An 18,224-nucleotide genomic window follows, 5' to 3' on the forward strand; every position below is an offset into this window, starting at 1 on the left:
GAGCTTTGGGGGGAAGGCTTCCGTTTTTACGATTTGAAACGCACCAATGCTCCCCTGAACCGGAACGGTGGAAACCACAATGCGGCTTATAACAACGGCGTATTCGAGGTGCCCGCCGGAGACATTCGCTGGCAGTTTCTGATTCCGCAGGATGAGATCAACAACTCCAACGGGGTTGTCGTACAGAATCCCCAATAAGTAAAGCTTTTTTGAGGCAAAAACCCCGTAAGCTTTCACTTACGGGGTTTTTGCGTATCTAAATCAAAGGTTTCGATAAACGGATGTTATTTTCAATAAGCTCAACCCTTGATAACTAATAACTCGTAAAAACCTATCCTTGCTGATAAGCCCCCGCAAATTCTTTGGCGAAGTCTTCCAGTTTCACGGCTCCCAGAGTAGCCGGGCGGTTTTGCCAGTAATCTTTCTGTAATTTTCCTTCCCGAATGGCTTTGCCCATTTGCACGTACAAATCCGCGAAACCTTCGGGTAAGCCAGCACTAATCATACCTTGCTTGGAATCTTCGTCGCTAAACGGCACCCAGGGCGTTGACTCCTTACCAACGGCCTTGCCCAATACTTTCGCAATTTCAGTCGGATGGCGTTCATCGCTGGCGATGTACTGAATGCTGTAACCGGTGAACGAAAGATTCAGCAGTTGTTGCGTAGCTACTGCCGCGATGTCATCGGTATGGGTGAGTACTAGCTTTTCGTCGGTATTACCGAAGTTATTGCCCGCGATACCGGCGTTACGAATCAGATCAATCTGGCTAAACAGGTTATAGAAAAAGTACGAAGGCCGTAACACTTTCAAGTTTAGTTGGGAAAGGGCTTCCAGCTTTTCCTCCAGGTAAGCGATGCCGTCAATGGGGCCGGCTCCGTGGCGTAAATCTGCTCCAATGCTGCTCAGCAGTACCACGTGCGTAACCGAACTGGCCGCCAAAACTTTCACGTATACATCCGCTACCGTTTGCTGATAGCTGGGATAATCCGCTATCGAAAAATCACTCGGTACCATTAAATACACGGCATTGGCTCCCTGAAAGGTGGCCTGTAGAAACGCTTCGTCGGCAACGGAACCGATAGCGGCCGTAGCTCCAAGTTCTTCAATAGCAGATTTTTTGTCGGGATTGCTGCTGATAACGGTAACGTGATGTCCGGCTTTGACTAGATTCTGGGTGAGGGGTCGGCTGATGTGGCCGAGTGAACCCGTGATTATATAGTTCATTGTGCGTTTGTTTTTAGTAAGAGCAAAGGTATCTTTGTACTTACTTTTTGACAAGTACTTACCCTAAAGTATGTACCCATGACCCAGATCAAGGAAGCTTCGACGTATAATGCCAATCGGGAAATTGTTTTGCAGGAATGTCCGGTTACGTATGTGATGAATAAAATTGGCGGACACTGGAAACCAGTCATCCTGTATCACCTGCTGGAAGGGAGCAAGCGGTACAGCGAAATCCGAAAGGCCATGCCGCATATCACTGAAAAAATGCTCATTCAGCATTTAAAACAACTGGAAGCGGATGGGCTGCTCATTCGGACTGCTCAGGCCGTGGTTCCGCCCGTGGTTACGTATACGCTAACCGAAGCGGGGCAGGAATTAAGAGGCGTTATCAATGCAATGGCCGAGTGGGCCGTCAAAGATAAGGAGCGATGCGGGGCCAGGCTCCGCTAGTAACGTGGGAGAGTTTTACGGAAACGACTTTTGTTTTCTTCCCCGAAACAGTACCTCTACATACAATAGAAAAAGCAGGGGAACATTTGATCCCCTGCTTTCTGCCTACTTGCTTCATTACTTAACTACAATCTTATGCGTTCGTACGTGGGCTCGTTCTTCCACCTTCAGCAGGTATACGCCCGGACTGAGATGACCTTCTGCCTTTAAAAGCAAACTACGATCCGTTTCGACCGTTCGCTTCAGAGGGATTCCTCGTCCTTCTACGGTGGACAGCGATACGTTTGCTTTCAACGGCTCATCCAGCGATACCCGGAAGCTGGAACCCTGAACGGGGTTGGGGTAGACCAGATAGGAGCCATCGATGAGTACAGACTTCGGTCGGTACGGGTGGGGCGTACCATCCCGGTCCACCTGAATGAGCCGGTAATAGCTCGTGCCCTGATACGGTTTCTCATCGACGATTCGGTAGGTATGCTGCTGCGTACTGGTGCCGGCCACCTCGTATACTTCGGCTACTTTCTCGAACGTGCTCAGATCCAGGCTACGTTCCACGATAAAGGCTTTGTTGTGAAGCTCGCCAGCGGTTTTCCAACTGACTTCCACCGTTTTATTGGTTTGAACTTCGGCTGCGAAACTGACCAGACTGACGGGTGTCGGCTGTTCGGCTGGAATCACATTGGGCTCATTGAGCAGATTCGTATACGCGAATCGTACCTGATAGGGCCATTGTTCGTCGTTGCTATCGTTGTCATCCCAGGCATGTCGCCAGTGCGATTTAGGAGCCCCCGAAACGATCAGCCACAATCGGGTAGCCGTAGTGGGAACCTGGAAACTCAGGGAATCTACGCCCGCATTCGTGGTCATGTCCACCGATTGCATGGGACTGTAGAGGCGGGTACCGTCACTGAGCAACGCCACGAAACCGTACCGCCAGCCAGCTTCCGATACGTAATTAGCCCGGTAGCCACTCGTGCCCGCTAAGCCCTGAAACGAAGCCCGAACGGTCGTGAAGGCATCCGCTTTGGTCCGGCCGCCCGCTACCGCCGTGGGTACATTAAGCTGAATGATGTTATGACCGTAATTTTCCAGACACACGGAGGGATCGATTCGCCAGTAGTTGCCGCCTGCATCATTAAGTTTGGGCTGTGGACGGGAGGCAATGACACTGGCACCGTAGGACCGGATGCGGCTAAGGTCCCAGCTGGCAAACTTGGCGGCACAGTCATACATTTCGTCGTTGAATTGCTTCTGGCTGATACCCGTAATCCGCTGGTAGGCTTCAACGGGATCTTCCGGCTTGATGGACTGGTTCCACAGGCGGCCAATGATGTCGAGTCCGTGCCGACTGACCCAATAGTCCTGAATGAAAAAGTTATCATACCGGGGTGCTTCGTGAAGGAGATGCTTGTGAACCGTATTTAAATAAGCCCAAAAAGATCTGTTATTAAATTGCAGCTCTGGAAACACCTTGTACGCCTGCCACTGGGCACATTGTTCCCACCAAGCGTTTCCACCGGAAGCATCAGGCCCAAAACCATACAGCCATCCATTCCAGTCGTAGTTGTCACAGTGTGTCTGATACTGAAAGCAGTGACCGGCTTCGTGAGCGATGGTCTCTGCCGAAGTGAAAGCCCAGGGACTTAACGTCAGTAAGCCAATCATGTCGTCTACGCCGGAGCCGTTGGCTTCCCAACCTGCGGCGTACCGAAGCCGGATGACCATCTTGTACGTATCTGATTTGGAATTACCCCGGGTGATGAACTTGAGCGAGTCTGCATACAAGTCAAAACTTCGCTGAGCGACTTCGAAAGCCTGATTTACATCACACCTGGTGCTGCCATAATAGAGACTATCCGGATTAGTAGTATTAAAACCCTTTTCCCAGACTATGATCCAGTCTTTCGATTCTACGCTTCGCGTATAGCTCCAGTTGTTATCGGGATTGTTCATGTCTCCCATCATCCATCCGGCCATATAGGTTTTCTTGTCGACGTATCGGGTGACGTTTCGTAGGTCGAGCGAAGCCTGCCGCAGCTGCTCTCCGGTCAGCGTCGAATCGTTCAGAGCCGCCGTAGCTCTGCTTATCGCTGGCTGCAGTGTATCTTTTTTAGCGGGAATGCTGGTGTACCAGCCCAACACTTTAGTAGCATAGGCAATCGTACGCTGCAGACTATCGTACGTACTCTTCGATCCCAGGGCTGCGGCAATGCTGGCATTAAGCGTCTGTTTAGCCTGTACCAGATCGCCCGTTACCCGGGGACTGGCTCCGACGGCCTGCTGACCACCGGAGATGGCGGATCGCAGGGATTGCCGGGCCGAAGACTGAATTCGTTCCGCCAGGAGCTGCTGGGCTCTGACAATCCGGTCGTTAATTAGGGCAACGTAGTCGGCATCGTCCAGACCACCCAGGTATTCGAGTCGGAAATGATCCATCAGGGCCCAGTAGCCGCCTTGTTGAAAGGTGCTTTTGGCTCCAATGGTAAGCACGTCATTTTCGTCCAAAAGGATGTTTGTCAAGGCTACCTGATAGTTGGAACGATTCGAACCCGTGAACATTACTTCCGCACTGGCCATGGTGTTGATGTAGCCCTTATCAGAGCCACTGCCCGAATAGGGATGCTTGTACAACGAGGGAAAAGGTATGTTTTTCTCCGAGAATTGATTGCTTTGGGCATAGAGTCGGGCATGAATCGTTTCGGTACCAGCGGTATAGGCAGCCCCGGCATCGTTGTGTTTGGGACGTTCAAAGGCCTGTGCTTTGAGCACATACTTTCCGGCAGGAAGCCCAGCGATGCTTTGGTTGAAGTTAAAGGTTCGCTGGTAAAACTCAACCGCATGATACCCAACCGTACCCCCGCCTTTCCAGCCTTCTGCGTTGTTGTTATCAAAGCCCGGATTGACGATATATTTGGTCATGTCCAGCGGAGCCGTACTGGAGGCATTCGCATAGCGAAAGGCCAAGGTTGCCGCGTAGATTGCTTTAGGAGCTTTCTCAACCTCACTTAACTCCGCATTTAGATTAGCCGCGAGAGCTTTATTCTGGTCAATAACCGCCAGGAACGCAGCCGCTTGCTTGCCTGTACCATTGCCATACACAATCATTGCCGAGTCAATAGCGACTTGTAGCTGGCGGTAGGCCTCAGCCGATACGCGGGCCGGGGCTAACGTGGTTTGCATCTGTACAATTCGATTCGCCAGTTCACCTCCAGCTGCATTTTGCGACAGACTTTGCTGAGCAGCGGAAACCGCACTTTCAAGAGCCGTACGACGGGCGTTCTGCATCTTTTTACCCAGCACCGTGGTGGCTGAATCCAACAGCGTCTGTAGCCTTGCATTCATTAGTTCCGTAGCAGCCCCTTTATAGTGGAGTCGAAAATTATCGCAGGCCATCCAGTTACCGCGGGAATTTTCCGTTTTAAAGCCAATAACGGCGGTGCTGTCGATAACCAGAAAATCAACCGAGTATTCTCCCCTTGCTCCAACTTCGGTTTGAGCGTTATTGGCAAAGACGAAACCGCCCGGCTGGCCCGTATCTGGGTTTTGAGTAATGTTTTGGGCTCCTACTACTAGTGTATATTGCCCGTTGGGCAAACCGGTAATTTTCTGAGAAAGGCTTACGTTGGGCAGGGGCGGGCCGCCTACCCAACGCTCGGCGTAGGTATTGCCGGCTTTCTGAGGGTTAAAATCCGCGTTGGTTTGTGTATAGAGGCCCTGGTTAGTCCACCCTGTAAAGGAAGACTCGAAACTGGGGTTGACGATTCGAGCCGTTACGTCAACTGGGTTGGCTTTAGGAGCATCGTTTACATGGACTTTTGAGACGTGTACCTTATCAATTCGGTTTGGGTAAGAATTTGTGGCTAGTAGAGTCTTGCCGGGAATCATCTGGGCAGGTGGCTTAGGGGGCTCAGCCAGGCCTGTAGAGCTACATAGGCTAACCAATAGATTAAAAAGAAGGGCAGGTCTAAAGTGCATCATAAATGAAGAGGTTTGTTTAGAAGCAGAAACGTATTGCTCCTTTTATTTGAATAAGTAAACTTGGAATAAACATTGTGCAATTTTAGAACAGAAAAGGCACACCTACCGAGCCCTTTTTCATCAAAAAAGAGGGTCATTTCAGTAAAATGGGACATTTCACTGTTTCCGGAAGCTTATCAAATGATTTGTATTACTATCAAGGCTTTATCTATTCTATGATAAAGGGCGTTAGCTGCCTGAATGGTAGCCTGCAAGTCGGCCGTATTAGTGAGCTCCGTGACTTCATGGAGGAAAAAGTCGTCATAACCCACCCGACCCGCTAACCACCGGAAAGGGGCCACTACGTAAGCATAGGAGGAAGTATTCGTAGAAACGACCTATTGGCCGTCCACTGCCCATCTCCATTGACCTGGGTCGCATTCAGTACCAGCAACGGTTCTGCTGAGGCCGTTCGCTTGTTGGTTCGTGAGACGCTGGAGTAACCCTCTGAACCTGCTGCCGTACTGGCATTCTGATACTAGGTCTGAAAAGAAATGTAATAGATTTTTCCCGCCTGAATAGCCCGGCCTGTACCCAGTGAACCCGAAGAACTAGAACCTTCATTGGTTGTTCCGACCAGGTATTTGGAGTGGTTTACCCCACCCATAGTCATAACCGTAAATTTACTGGATTGGAGCGGAGCTGCGGCAGACGTAGCGTCCGTCCAATCGCTGAAGCCGTTTTCGAATCCAGGATTTGGAATCAAATTTGTACTTACTATTTTGAATTTTTTTCCGTTGTGCGTAACCGTATCTCCGGGAACATACTGGGCCAAACCGGGAAAGCCATACCACAACACCAGTACAAAGGCATAAAAAATGCGTAAACTTTTTTTCATAGAATTGTTTAAGTGACAAGCTATCAGACGCTTCAAGCCGTTTGCAGCTTGCATACGTTGATAAAAAAAGAGGAGTGGATACTGTACAGATGTTCGGTCTTGGCGGTTATTAGATCAGGGACGAACCCAATGCCTGATGTCAATCCAGGATGAATGCGTTAAGATGATTTATTCCTGCTATAAATGAGTAGGAATAGCGAGTCATGCATTCGGTAAGCATTGATTGTAAAGAGATGGATAAATAATTCAGGGAAAACAGAAGATACCGTCAGTAAACCCAAACGGTTAATCGATCAAAACAACTGTTAATGCACTGATAAATAACAGGTTTTCAACTGTTTAAAAAGAACTGAATGCACTTTTGTATAGAGGCTAACGCATAGAATGACTAGCATTGGACACGTTAAGGCTGGTCAAAGATAGAGGTTCTATTTTTACACTTTATGTAGATTTATCATCACATTTGGTACAATCATACCCTCTTGATTTAAACCTAAAAGATGACAAAATGAATACAGAAGTAAGGGAGAATGCTTGCGTAGTTAGGCCGATAAGACTAGATAAATAAGCTAATCGTATACATCTGAGTAGACGTTTATTTGAGTACGTTATTTGGAAATAGTAGTAAAATAGAGGTTTGAATTAACAGCCTTTTTGCAACTGTTAAAATGAATGGACTATACGTTTAAATAGATGGATTTGATTGAATTTCAAGTAAAGCAGTATAAGGCCTTGGTTAAACGGTATTTAGGAAGGGTCACTTTAATTTATTGATAAGCATTACTAACCGATCTGAAAAAGGAGGAACAATAGTCCCTAAGTCCGTTTTCAGTAAATAGTTGAAACCCATAAAAGTCACTGTACGAATCTGATTTACCTGTGGTTTTCAGAAGACAGATTCATACGGGTAAGAAAAGGGTGTAGGCAAGAGCAACCTTTCGCAATCGGTGACGCTGCCTTGGCCCGATAGCTCTGGAAATAACAAGGTCTGATGCAACAACTCCGCCTGGATACGCATCTGCCGGATGATGAAAAAATAATGGTTTCATCATCGAACGTGCTCAAACCCCTACGGATTTACTCGCTAGCTTTACCTCTATGACCTCAGCCCCTGTTCGCGTTACTTCTTCCAGGTTGTATCAATTTGTGGCATCTTTGTTAGCAGCCACTGCTCTGCTCCAGTTACTACTGTTCCCACTGGAATTTTTACCCCATTCCCTGCTGGAGGCGTATGGCTCTTATTTTCCCCACTTGTTAGCGGGTACGGTCGGAGTCGCTTTACTGGCTAGTCTGGTATTTGCCTGGCGATGGCAGACGCAGGAAAAAAGTCAACATACTACAAGCGATAAACGTCATGCCCGCTTGCAGTCCATCATCCGTTTCTGGCTGGCTCTGTCGATCTCAAGTTATGGCTTTGCTAAACTTCTGAAAACACAGTTTACTACTCCCGAACACGTTTTGGACCTGCCTCTACAGGCAGTCGATGGCTTTTCCCTGACCTGGTACTACTTTGGCTACTCCTATGCGTTTGCTGTTATTCTGGGCCTTTTCCAAATCGGAGGGTCGATACTGCTACTCTACCGCAGAACCACTCTACTGGGGGTGTTCATCCTCTTACCCGTGATGGTAACGATCGTTTTGATCAACGCTTTTTTCTCAATTAGTCCGGGTGCCTTCTTCAACTCGGCTGTTTTTGTACTCGGTCTTCTGTTTTTGATTCCACCCAAAATGATCCAGGAGGTCTTTGCCTCAGGGGTTCAGCTTCTTTCTTCAGTACCATCACTAGGGAGCTGGCTTAAATATGGCCTGCGATTGGTGCCGGTTGTCATCGCTTTTGTAGCACTTAAGGCCCTGATGGCTCTGCACCCGCAGGAGCAGACGCTTCGGGGAACCTGGAAAGTGGAACAGTTAACTCGCAACGGCAGGATTCAATACCCCACGGATTGGCTAACGACCCCTACCGCCTGGAGCCGAATCTATTTTTCCGGGAATGATGGGTGCGTTTTTAGTCCGAATCTCTATCGCTACGACCCGAGTGAAAGTTTTCACGGAAGCTATACCTTTGATTCGTTGAAAAACACCCTCAGCGTGTCCTTTTATTCTTCAAACGAAACGTTTCAGGCCACGGTCAGTGATTATACGGCCAAAACCATACGACTCAGAGGTGTTATGCTTCAGGATACGCTGGATATGCAACTGGTGCGAGTACGTTGACCCATTCAGTTTTAAAAAGCTCCGTAAGTAGCAAGTCTGTATAACTTGTAGTAGCTTGGCTGAATGATAACGAACGGAGCCCGATTATTCAATCGGGCTCCGTTCGTTATCGACGACTGCTTCTATGAAGCTGTTCCTACTGTTTTGTGTAGCGAACTCCCTTTGATCACTGAATTGATTTCTATCATACTATCGGGAAATCTGGGCCGCTTACTTTGATTGATTAAGGATGTCCACCCCCACCAGCAGCTCCAAAGACCTGACCGGTTGAATAACTACCCGTATTGTCCGCTAATTGGACGAAGATAGAGGCTAGTTCGGCTGGCTGGCCCGCCCGACCCAGCGGAGTATCGCCGCCAAACTTGACCAGCTTTTCCTGTTCTTGTCCACCACAAACCTGGAGGGGTGTCCAAACGGGTCCCGGAGCCACGCCATTGACCCGGATGCCTTTGGGTCCCAGCTGTTTGGCCAGCGACTTAACGTAAGCTACGTTCGCCGCTTTCGTCTGGGCGTAATCAAAAAGGTTTTCTGAAGGATCATAGGCCTGCACCGAAGTGGTAGCGATGATACAGGAACCGGGTTTAGATGCGAGAGAGCCGCTTTCGTAATCCAGAACAACGCGTAGATGTTCGTTTTCATCGTAGCATCAAAACTCTCGTCGCTAATATCCATAATGGATAAATTACTTTTCTGATACCCTGCATTGTTGACCAGAATATCCAAACCGCCCAGTTGTTTAACGGCCTCGTCAACCAGCTTTTTACAGAATTCCTTATCCGTAATATCTCCGGGCACCGCAACCGCTTTTCTTCCTTCCGCACGAATCAGAGCAACCACTTCTTTGGCGTCACTTTCTTCCGCAGGCAAATAGTTGATGGCTACATCGGCTCCTTCCCGGGCATAAGCAATGGCCGCCGCTCTGCCAATGCCCGAATCGCCACCGGTGATGAGGGCCTTACGTCCTGCGAGTCTATTATTACCTTTATAGGACTTTTCGCCATGATCGGGTAGGGGATCCATTCGGGAAGCTAAGCCCGGATGCGGCTGATTTTGTTTTTTGTAGGGTGGTTGGGGGTATTTTCCCCGGGGATCTTCCAGAGCGTTCAGCTCGTTACCATTGGCGTTTGTCATTGTATTTTTTGCACTAAGTGGAGCACTGATGGCCAGGGTTGATACCGTAGCTCCCAGTCCTTTTACAAGATTGCGTCTTGAGATATTGGTTACTTTCATGGGTTAAATACCTGTTGTATGAAACATTGTAGTAGTAAAAGCTAACCGTTAATGATCTAGCTCTATCTCAATTCTTTACCTGGTATGATTAAACCGTTTTACGCGTCTGAATCTATAGTACCTGGAGCAGCCCCGGCGTTGATGTAACGCTGACTTTTCAAGAGTTGAGACCCCTGGGTATTTAAAAAAATCTGGCCAATAAAAACTGACCCTTTATGGGGTTAATTGTCAAACCTACCCCGTTTACCAAAGTGAGTTCAGGAAGTTTTTGCCAGTACCGTCTTTCAGGAGCGAGCGAGAAAACCTGGCTGGTTGTACGCTGCACACGTAATGGCTGGCTTCCAAATGAATAGTCCAGTAGTGCTTGAGAGCCAGCTCCTCTAGCTGGTTTCCTATCCTGTTTCGAGGATGAATCCATACAACAACTTGTACCAAACAGATATTTTGAGCATGGGCTCACCCTGCCGTTGTATCACCTGATGAGCCCATTTTTTATTCGATACACCTGCCGTCCACCTGGTATGCTACGTACGTTTCGCAGGAAGAAAGCCAATCCAGATGGCTTACGAGAGATAAGGAGCTAAATAGGGAGCGGTGCGACTTTCAGAACTTTGGGCTACCAGCGTAGGAATGCCCTGAGCCACCACGTTTCCTCCCTTGCTGCCCGCCCCTGGCCCCATATCAATGACATAGTCACTGGCGGCCGCCACAGCCATATCATGTTCAATGACAATTACGGTATTGCCTGCTTCTACAAGCCCCTGCAATTGAGTCATGAGCTTTTCAACATCCGAAGGGTGCAGGCCCGTAGTGGGTTCATCTAAAATATAAAGCGTACTGCCTTGCTGCTGCCGTTGCAGTTCGGTAGCCAGTTTAATCCGTTGAGCCTCCCCTCCGGAAAGCTCCGTAGCGGGTTGTCCCAGTCGCAGGTAGCCTAGCCCAACCTCCCGGATCACCTGAAGCGTATGAGCGACGGTTTTATCTTCTTTGAAAAACGCAAACGCTTCATCGACGGATAGGGCGAGTACTTCGGCAATGTCCTTGTCCCTGTAGGTAACCTCCAGCGTCTCGGGATTATATCTTTTCCCTTGACAGGTAGGGCAGGGGGAATAAACGCTCGGTAAGAACAGTAACTCTACCATAACGGAACCTTCCCCCTGGCAGTGCGGACACCGGCCCTTGGTGACATTGAACGAGAATCGGCCCGCATCGTACTTTCGGGCCTTAGCCATTCTAGTAGCCGCAAACAACTTACGAATGTTATCAAAAAGGCCGGTATAGGTAGCCAGATTGGATCGGGGTGTTCGGCCAATGGGTTTCTGATCCACGACGATGAGCCGTTTGATGAATTCCATTCCTGCAGTAATCGTTCCTGCTAAAGTCTCGACCGTTTGTTGTTCCAAAGGGTTTTCGTCCTCCACCTCCGTGGCTTCGGGCAAGGTGGTTCCCAGAGCTTTGCCTGCCAGCTCCACCAGTACCTGACTGACGAGGCTACTTTTGCCAGAGCCCGATACGCCGGTAACGCAGGTAAATACGCCTAAAGGAAAATCCACAGCTAATTGGTTCAGGTTATTCCGGGTGACATCCGCTACCTTAAGCCAGCCTGCGGGTTGACGTTTTTGATTAGGGAAACGGACCTTACCGAAGATGTATTTTCCAGTAACGGAGGCGTCTACCTTTTGTAAGCCTTCCAAAGGACCACTGTACAAGACCTGTCCGCCCAATTCCCCCGCGGCTGGCCCTACATCTACAATCCAGTCGGCATGCTGGATTACTTCCGGTTCGTGCTCGACGACGAACAGGGAGTTACCCGCGGCTTTGAGCTTATCCAGGGTTCGGAGTAAGGCCTGCGTATCGGCCGGATGAAGTCCCGCCGATGGTTCATCGAGTACATACACAACGCCAAACAAATTGGAATACACCTGAGTAGCCAGGCGAAGTCTTTGCAATTCGCCGGGTGAAAGCGTTGGCGTGGTCCGTTCAAGCGTGAGATAACCCAACCCTAAATCCAAAACTACCTGAAGCCGGGCCAGTACATCTTCGACAATACGATCCGCCACCAGAATCTTTTCCGGGTGTGCCGACTCCCATTCCGGGTCTTTCTTTTTCTGAAGAAATGTAGCAAACAGCTGAGCCATTTCTTCCATAGTCAGGCGAGCCATTTCGGCAATGTCCAGGCCAGCAAAGGTTACCGTCAGCGACTCTTTTTTGAGCCGTTTTCCATGGCATACTTTACACACACTGCTCAACATATACTGAGCCACCCGCTTTTTCATCAGGGGGCTTTGAGTGGTAGCAAAGGTCTGCATGACGTAACGCTGCACACTGGTGAAGGTGCCCATGTAGTCAGGCGTGAGCTTCTTCGCTATCGCTTCTTTGACTGCTTCCCGACTACGATTGGCATAAACCGGCACAACGGGCTGTTCCTCCGTAAAGAGTATCCAATCGCGGGTCTTTTGCGGAAGATCTTTCCAGGGTACATCAATGTCATACCCTAAAGTGGTTAAGATGTCCCGTTGATTTTGGCCCTGCCAGGCCGAAGGCCAGGCCGCAACGGCCCGTTCGCGGATGGTCAGGGAGTCATCCGGCACCATGGATCGTTCCGTTACTTCATAGACTCTTCCCAGGCCGTGGCAGTGCGGACAGGCTCCTTCGGGCGTATTGGGGGAAAAACCTTCGGCGTAAATGATCGATTGTCCAGAAGGGTAATCCCCAGTCCGGGAATAAAGCATGCGGATGAGGTTCGAAATCGTCGTGATACTACCCACCGAGGAGCGGGTACTGACCGCCCCCCGCTGTTGTTGTAAAGCGACGGCCGGCGGCAAGCCTTCGATCTGTTCCACCCTGGGAACTGATAGCTGATTGAAAAGTCGTCGGGCATAGGGCGATACGGAATCCAGATACCGCCGCTGGGCTTCTGCGTATAAAGTGCCAAACGCCAGCGAAGATTTGCCCGATCCTGAGATCCCGGTAAAGACGACTAATGCATCGCGGGGAATGGTTACGTTTACGGCCTTGAGGTTATGTTCGGAGGCTCCTTTTACCTCTATAAAGCCAGAAAACGCTTTCGTTGCTTCTCGACTAGACTTATGCATGCGGTTCTAATTTATATTTCGGTAAAGTCTATCGCTCCCTACGTAGATGGTTACAGGAGCGTATGTACACGCTCTGTTTATGAAATAGGGCGAATAACATTGCATGAAAAGGTCGGGCCACTGAAATTGCCAGTTCCTAAGGGCAAATGAATACTAAACCATGCAGGTAACTGCTCGGGTTCGAATGAACGCTGGTACTTCATGAGAATCTACTATACGGTTTTTCTAGAGAGGGTAGCACGACTGCCCGTACTTGAGGTGAACGAAGCACCCAATCCTACTATCAAAAAAAGAAAGTTCATAGCAGAAGCTCAAAGAACAACCATAGGCTCGATCCATCTGGTAGGATAGGGTTGAAACCCTATCCTCCTTTGGACTGGAAACGTATCCTGGGTGTGAGTAGACCCATGTTTCTAATCGGCTAATACCACCACAGCTGGGAGGTAGGTGCTCATGCAAAGTCCTTGCCCGGCAATTACGTCTATCTGGAAATCGTGTCGTATCTCGCCGGTAACAACGCTTTCCTGATGGCGTTCCCCGTATTTTGCTTTGTTAAGAAAGCAGAAGCCAGGCCTTCCGCCTTCCGCCAGATAGTCGCGTCAGGCGTATCTGACCTTTGGGATGTACTTGTGCATTTCATTGTTGTGGATATATCCTACGACCTTTGGGTTGGTATGGGATCATTGCAACCGATGCTACACACGCTGAGGGTGGTCCTTTCGGTTTTTGGGCATAAATCATTTGATGGCCCGGTTGATGGATCAGTTCTCCCTGACCCGGCGATTCATTCGGTAAGGTACTGGAACAGTCTTTGTAAGGTTATGCGAACAGATAAAACGCTAACATCATGGACAGTATCAATCAACAGCAACCTGAAAAGAACAAGGAAGATTTAGCAGGGAATGAGGCCGGAAAGAAAATCAACGAACTGGCCGAAAAAAACAGCACCTGTCATTTTTGTACCCGAATAACGACTGGTCAGCCACTAAAGGTACGACCTATGTCCGTGCAGGAAGTCGATGAATCAGGCAATTTCTGGTTCCTGAGTTCTGATGACAGTAACAAAAACGCGGATATTCAGGCAGATCCCTACGTTCACCTGTTATTCCAGGGCTCTGCTCATTCTGATTTCCTGAGCGTATACGGGCGGGCAACCATTTCCAAAGACAAGGAAAAAATCAAAGAACTCTGGAATCCTATTTTAAAAGCCTGGTTTACCGAAGGTGAAGACGATCCCCGCATCACAGTTATTCAGGTATCCGCTGAGGAAGGTTATTACTGGGACAATAAACATGGTAATGCCGTAGCTATGGTTAAAACGGCCGTGGGAGCTCTGGTGGGTAAAACACTGGATGATTCGATCGAAGGAAAATTGAAAGTTTAATAATTGGATAATATACCCGAGAAACGTCCGGCAAGAGCTTCTTGTCGGACGTTTCTTGTTTAAAATAACTACTATTCATAATGAGGTTTGCAACACGCCTGTTCCGTACTGCGTAAAGGTTACAGAAAAGCTCGGAGAGAGCAACACCAAACGGAACGTAATCGTATGAACCTTATTTTTGGCCGCTCGTGGGCGGGTCGGCTCCCATTTTTGATCTTCAGTACGCTGACGATGGCGTGTTCCAAGGACAACACCGAGATCACAACGAACGCTGGTAACGCAGTACCCATCGACAGTGTCGCTACCATTTCCACTAGTCCCGAAGGCAACACCGACCGGGCCGTCAATGCAGAGGATCTGCTGGCTAATGCCACTTTTTCCTCGACAGTTAGCATTGCATTTGGATCGAGTGTTACTATCTCTAATCCGTTGGCGGGGAAGGGGGTAGCGATCACAGAAAGTAACGGCGATGTGATCATCACCTCTACCGTTGCAGAAGTGGCTTACATACTGAGTGGTGTCAGTAACAATGGTTCAGTGAAAATTTACAGCGATAAAAAATTCAAACTTACCCTGAATGGCCTGACGCTAACGAATACGGATGGTCCGGCCTTGAATATCCAATCCAGCAAACGAGCGTTTATTGAACTGGCCGATCAAACTACCAATATCCTGACCGATGGTGCAACGTACGCCGCCAACGCTACGGAAGATCAAAAAGCTACTCTGTTTAGTGAAGGACAGTTGATCTTCAGTGGCCAGGGAAGCTTGAGCGTGCAGGGAAAGTTACAAACACGCCATTTGTAGTGATGATTATGTCCGCATTATCAGTGGAACCCTCTCCATACCCAGTGCAGTATCGGATGGCATTCACACCAATGAAGCGTTTATTGCCGACGGAGGGACCGTAACCATGACGACGAAGGGTGACGGGATTCAGTGTGAAGAGGGCTACGTCGTCATTAACGACGGGACTTTTACTATCAACGTGGCCGACAAGGGAATTGCGGCGTCTTATGATACCGATACCAGCATCGACCCGTACCTGACGATCAATGGGGGAACGATCAACATCACTTCAACGGCGGGGGAGGGTATTGAAAGCAAAAGCGTACTAACCATCAATAGTGGCAACATTTCGGTTAAAACCTTCGATGATGGATTGAACGCAGGTACCTTCATTTACATTAATGGTGGGACCGTTTATGCGAACAGTTCGTCGAACGATGGAATTGATTCCAACGGCAAGCTGACCGTAACGGGTGGAAAAGTAGTATCCATTGGAGCCGCCGCCCCCGAAGAAGGTTTTGATTGCGACCGAAATACGTTTAAAATCACTGGCGGCATTCTGGTCGGTATGGGCGGAGCGACGAGTACGCCCACGGCTTCCGTCAGTACGCAGCCTTCTGTCATTATGAGCGGCGGTTCAGCTAATCAACTGTTGCATATTGAATCGAATGAGGGAGCAGAGGTACTGACACTTCAACTTCCCAAAACCTTCACAACGCTGTTGTTTTCCAGTCCAAAGCTTAAAACGGGTCAGTCGTACCGGGTATATAGCGGAGGCAGTGTAAACGCGAGCACTACTTTTAATGGGCTTTATACGAGCGGAACGTATACAGCGGGAACCCAATCCGGCAGTTTTACGGCGAGTACAATGGTAACGAATGCTGGCGGAAACACGGGACGGTAGCAACGCAAGTCCCCTTGGTCTTTTACGAAGTTCAAGGGGACCATAAGCAGACGAATCTACTTACAAAGCCGCCGCCTGTTTGTTGTATTTGTTGCGGTAATCGAGGGGCGTCATGCCCGTTGTCTTCTTGAAAATCACCCGAAAGGCTTTCGTATCCGAGTAGCCTACGTCGTACATCACTTCATTGATGTTTTTACGGCTCACTTCAAAACTCTTCTTGGCGGCTTCGATTTTGACCCGCTGCATGTATTCATTGACGGTATTACCCGTCGCCTTTTTGAAGCGTCGTTCCAGACTGCGGCGGTTGATGGCTAACTGATCCGATAATTGTTCGACGGTGATTCGTTCCGTAAAATTAGATTCGATAAAGTCCTGAGCCTTGCGTACCAGTGCATCCTCATGATCTTTCTGTCCCTGAAACATCATGAACGAAGACTGACTGATCCGGTCAATTTCAATCGCAAAAACTTTGGCCGAAAGAATAGCCAGTTCGCGACCCGCGTACTTTTCAATCAGGTGTAAAATCAGGTTCTGGTACGAAAAGGCCCCACCGCTGGAGTAAATGCCCTGTTCGTCCGTAATAATTTTTTCGGTTAACAGCTCGACATCCGGGAACATGCGGCGGAAATCGTTGGCCGCCATCCAGTGCGTGGCACACTTACGCCCCCGTAACAAGCCCGTCGAAGCCAGGATGAACGCTCCCATACACAAACTGGCCACCTCCGCCCCCTGCTGATACTGCTGCGTAATCCAGGGAATGAAGCGTTTATTTTTTTCTACCGCCTCTTCAATATTGCCATCTACCGCCGGAATGATGATGAGATCCGTATGCGTGATTTCCTCCAGCAAGTGATCGGCGTGGACGGTAAAAAGGCCGCCACTCACTAGTGTTTCCCGGCAGAGACCGACCAGCTGTACCTTGAACAGGGGCGACTGTCCCTGCATTTTTACGAACGAGTTTACCTGCGTTAACAGTTGACGGGAGCCTTCCAGACTTCCTAAAATAGCTCCCTGCGGCACCAGAATAGAGATGTGCTTCATGTGAGTAAAACTAGGGAAAAAACTGGTAGCAATCAACCCTGCAGATGGTCGGATTTACCCTCGCTCGTCGGTGGAAGAGACCCTACTTTTGCCCAGGAACTGCTCGGGAAAAGTAATTAACGTTACTCGTTGGATGATTTGCTCTTTGGCGATACAAGGCTCCATTCCCCAGTTAGTCTAAATTAAATTCCTTTACTTATTCAACGTTTCTTACGTATGTTGACGGCACATCCCTATCTCAACTTTCCCGGTACTACCGAAGAAGCCTTTCGCTTTTACAAAAGTGTATTTGGTGGCGAATTTCTGACGTTACTACGCTTCAAAGACACGACTGAAGCCACAAATGCCCCGAAAATGAGCAGCATAAGTTGATGCACATCGCCTTGCCGCTGGGCAAGGGTGGCGTAATTCTGATGGGTACGAATGTGCCCGATTCCATGTGTCATACCCTGATTCCGGGTAACCAGATTTCCCTTACGCTCACGCCGGACAGCCAGGCCGAAGCCCAGCGATTGTTCGAGGGGCTTTCCAGGGGAGGTAAGGTAAACGTACCGCTAGAACCTTCATCTTGGGGTACAGTCTTTGGCATGCTGACGGACGCCTACGGCATTCAATGGATGATCGACTATACACCGCAATCCTGATCATATTTAAAATGCCATAGCCCAGAAGACGCCCATTAGGTCTTCTGGGCTGTTTTTATTACGGCTACGGAAGCTAATGATTTGACAATACCGGAAAAAATAGGATAAGCCGAATGAGCCGAACGAAGCAGTGGTCCTGCTCTCGTCTGCTTCAATACGCCCGATAAAATAGAACATACGCTTAAAATCGTTTCGGATATAATCCTTTGATTTCTACAAATTCCTTGCTTAATTAGCTCTTCCCCTCAGGCAAGAGCCGCAGCTTTCCTTTGGAATCGTACGCATTCAGTACCTTAATTCCTTACGTTACCGGAGTCCGTCGAAAATCCTTCCCAAGCGTAGGCGACTCCCGTGTATACGTACGAGCAAACGTAGTCTAGTTCCTTTTCAGAG

13 protein-coding genes and 1 pseudogene are annotated in these 18,224 nt (G+C 49.0%); 8 read left to right on the forward strand and 6 right to left on the reverse strand.

Going from position 1 to position 18,224, the window contains the following annotated elements:
- Positions 1-198 (forward strand): RagB/SusD family nutrient uptake outer membrane protein (locus BWI97_RS22075; protein WP_146011000.1); only part of this gene is annotated, 198 nt, incomplete at its 5' end.
- Between the two features lie 133 nt (positions 199-331).
- Here the strand turns inward: BWI97_RS22075 and BWI97_RS22080 are convergent.
- Positions 332-1,225, reverse strand: a complete 894-nt coding sequence (locus BWI97_RS22080; RefSeq protein WP_102202836.1) for an NAD(P)H-binding protein — start codon at positions 1,223-1,225, stop codon at positions 332-334.
- A gap of 78 nt (positions 1,226-1,303) precedes the next feature.
- Between BWI97_RS22080 and BWI97_RS22085 the strand changes: the two genes are divergently transcribed.
- Positions 1,304-1,675, forward strand: a complete 372-nt coding sequence (locus BWI97_RS22085) for a helix-turn-helix domain-containing protein (protein ID WP_102202837.1) — start codon at positions 1,304-1,306, stop codon at positions 1,673-1,675.
- Between the two features lie 117 nt (positions 1,676-1,792).
- Here BWI97_RS22085 and BWI97_RS22090 read toward each other — a convergent pair whose 3' ends face one another.
- Positions 1,793-5,560, reverse strand: coding sequence for a DUF6055 domain-containing protein (locus tag BWI97_RS22090; RefSeq protein ID WP_158242818.1), 3,768 nt, complete (start codon positions 5,558-5,560; stop codon positions 1,793-1,795).
- 610 nt (positions 5,561-6,170) lie between these two features.
- Positions 6,171-6,530 carry a hypothetical protein gene (locus BWI97_RS22095; RefSeq protein ID WP_102202839.1) on the reverse strand — a complete coding sequence of 120 codons (360 nt, stop codon included), beginning with the start codon at positions 6,528-6,530 and terminating at the stop codon, positions 6,171-6,173.
- 1,098 nt (positions 6,531-7,628) lie between these two features.
- Here BWI97_RS22095 and BWI97_RS22100 point away from each other — a divergent pair.
- Positions 7,629-8,744, forward strand: coding sequence for a hypothetical protein (locus tag BWI97_RS22100; protein ID WP_102202840.1), 1,116 nt, complete (start codon positions 7,629-7,631; stop codon positions 8,742-8,744).
- 223 nt (positions 8,745-8,967) lie between these two features.
- On the opposite strand, the pseudogene BWI97_RS22105 reads toward BWI97_RS22100, so the two are convergent.
- Positions 8,968-9,875 (reverse strand): annotated as a pseudogene (locus BWI97_RS22105) (SDR family oxidoreductase).
- A gap of 662 nt (positions 9,876-10,537) precedes the next feature.
- Entirely contained in the window at positions 10,538-13,069 is a 2,532-nt protein-coding gene (gene uvrA / locus BWI97_RS22110) for an excinuclease ABC subunit UvrA (protein ID WP_102202841.1), read from the reverse strand.
- Between the two features lie 847 nt (positions 13,070-13,916).
- Here uvrA and BWI97_RS22115 point away from each other — a divergent pair.
- From BWI97_RS22115 to BWI97_RS28980, 3 genes are all read left to right on the forward strand, one after another.
- On the forward strand, positions 13,917-14,453 hold the full coding sequence (locus BWI97_RS22115; RefSeq protein WP_094814184.1) for a pyridoxamine 5'-phosphate oxidase family protein: 537 nt from the start codon (positions 13,917-13,919) through the stop codon (positions 14,451-14,453).
- A 165-nt stretch (positions 14,454-14,618) separates the two neighbouring features.
- Positions 14,619-15,260: a carbohydrate-binding domain-containing protein gene (locus BWI97_RS28975; protein ID WP_102202842.1), complete on the forward strand. Its 642-nt coding sequence runs from the start codon at positions 14,619-14,621 to the stop codon at positions 15,258-15,260.
- A gap of 37 nt (positions 15,261-15,297) precedes the next feature.
- Positions 15,298-16,146: a carbohydrate-binding domain-containing protein gene (locus tag BWI97_RS28980; RefSeq protein WP_255403185.1), complete on the forward strand. Its 849-nt coding sequence runs from the start codon at positions 15,298-15,300 to the stop codon at positions 16,144-16,146.
- Positions 16,147-16,206: 60 nt separating this feature from the next.
- Here the strand turns inward: BWI97_RS28980 and BWI97_RS22130 are convergent, their stop codons facing one another.
- Positions 16,207-17,187, reverse strand: coding sequence for a GlxA family transcriptional regulator (locus BWI97_RS22130; protein ID WP_102202844.1), 981 nt, complete (start codon positions 17,185-17,187; stop codon positions 16,207-16,209).
- Positions 17,188-17,403: 216 nt separating this feature from the next.
- Here BWI97_RS22130 and BWI97_RS28450 point away from each other — a divergent pair, with 216 nt between their 5' ends.
- Together BWI97_RS28450 and BWI97_RS28455 are read left to right on the forward strand one after the other, a co-directional pair.
- Complete coding sequence (locus BWI97_RS28450) at positions 17,404-17,559, forward strand: hypothetical protein (protein ID WP_233207951.1); 156 nt, start codon at positions 17,404-17,406, stop codon at positions 17,557-17,559.
- Positions 17,559-17,831: a hypothetical protein gene (locus BWI97_RS28455; RefSeq protein ID WP_233207952.1), complete on the forward strand. Its 273-nt coding sequence runs from the start codon at positions 17,559-17,561 to the stop codon at positions 17,829-17,831. Before BWI97_RS28450 ends, BWI97_RS28455 begins: the two co-directional genes overlap by 1 nt.
- The last annotated feature ends 393 nt before the right edge of the window (positions 17,832-18,224 follow it).

The sequence above is a fragment of the Siphonobacter sp. BAB-5405 genome (assembly GCF_002872335.1).
GTDB lineage: Bacteria > Bacteroidota > Bacteroidia > Cytophagales > Spirosomataceae > Siphonobacter.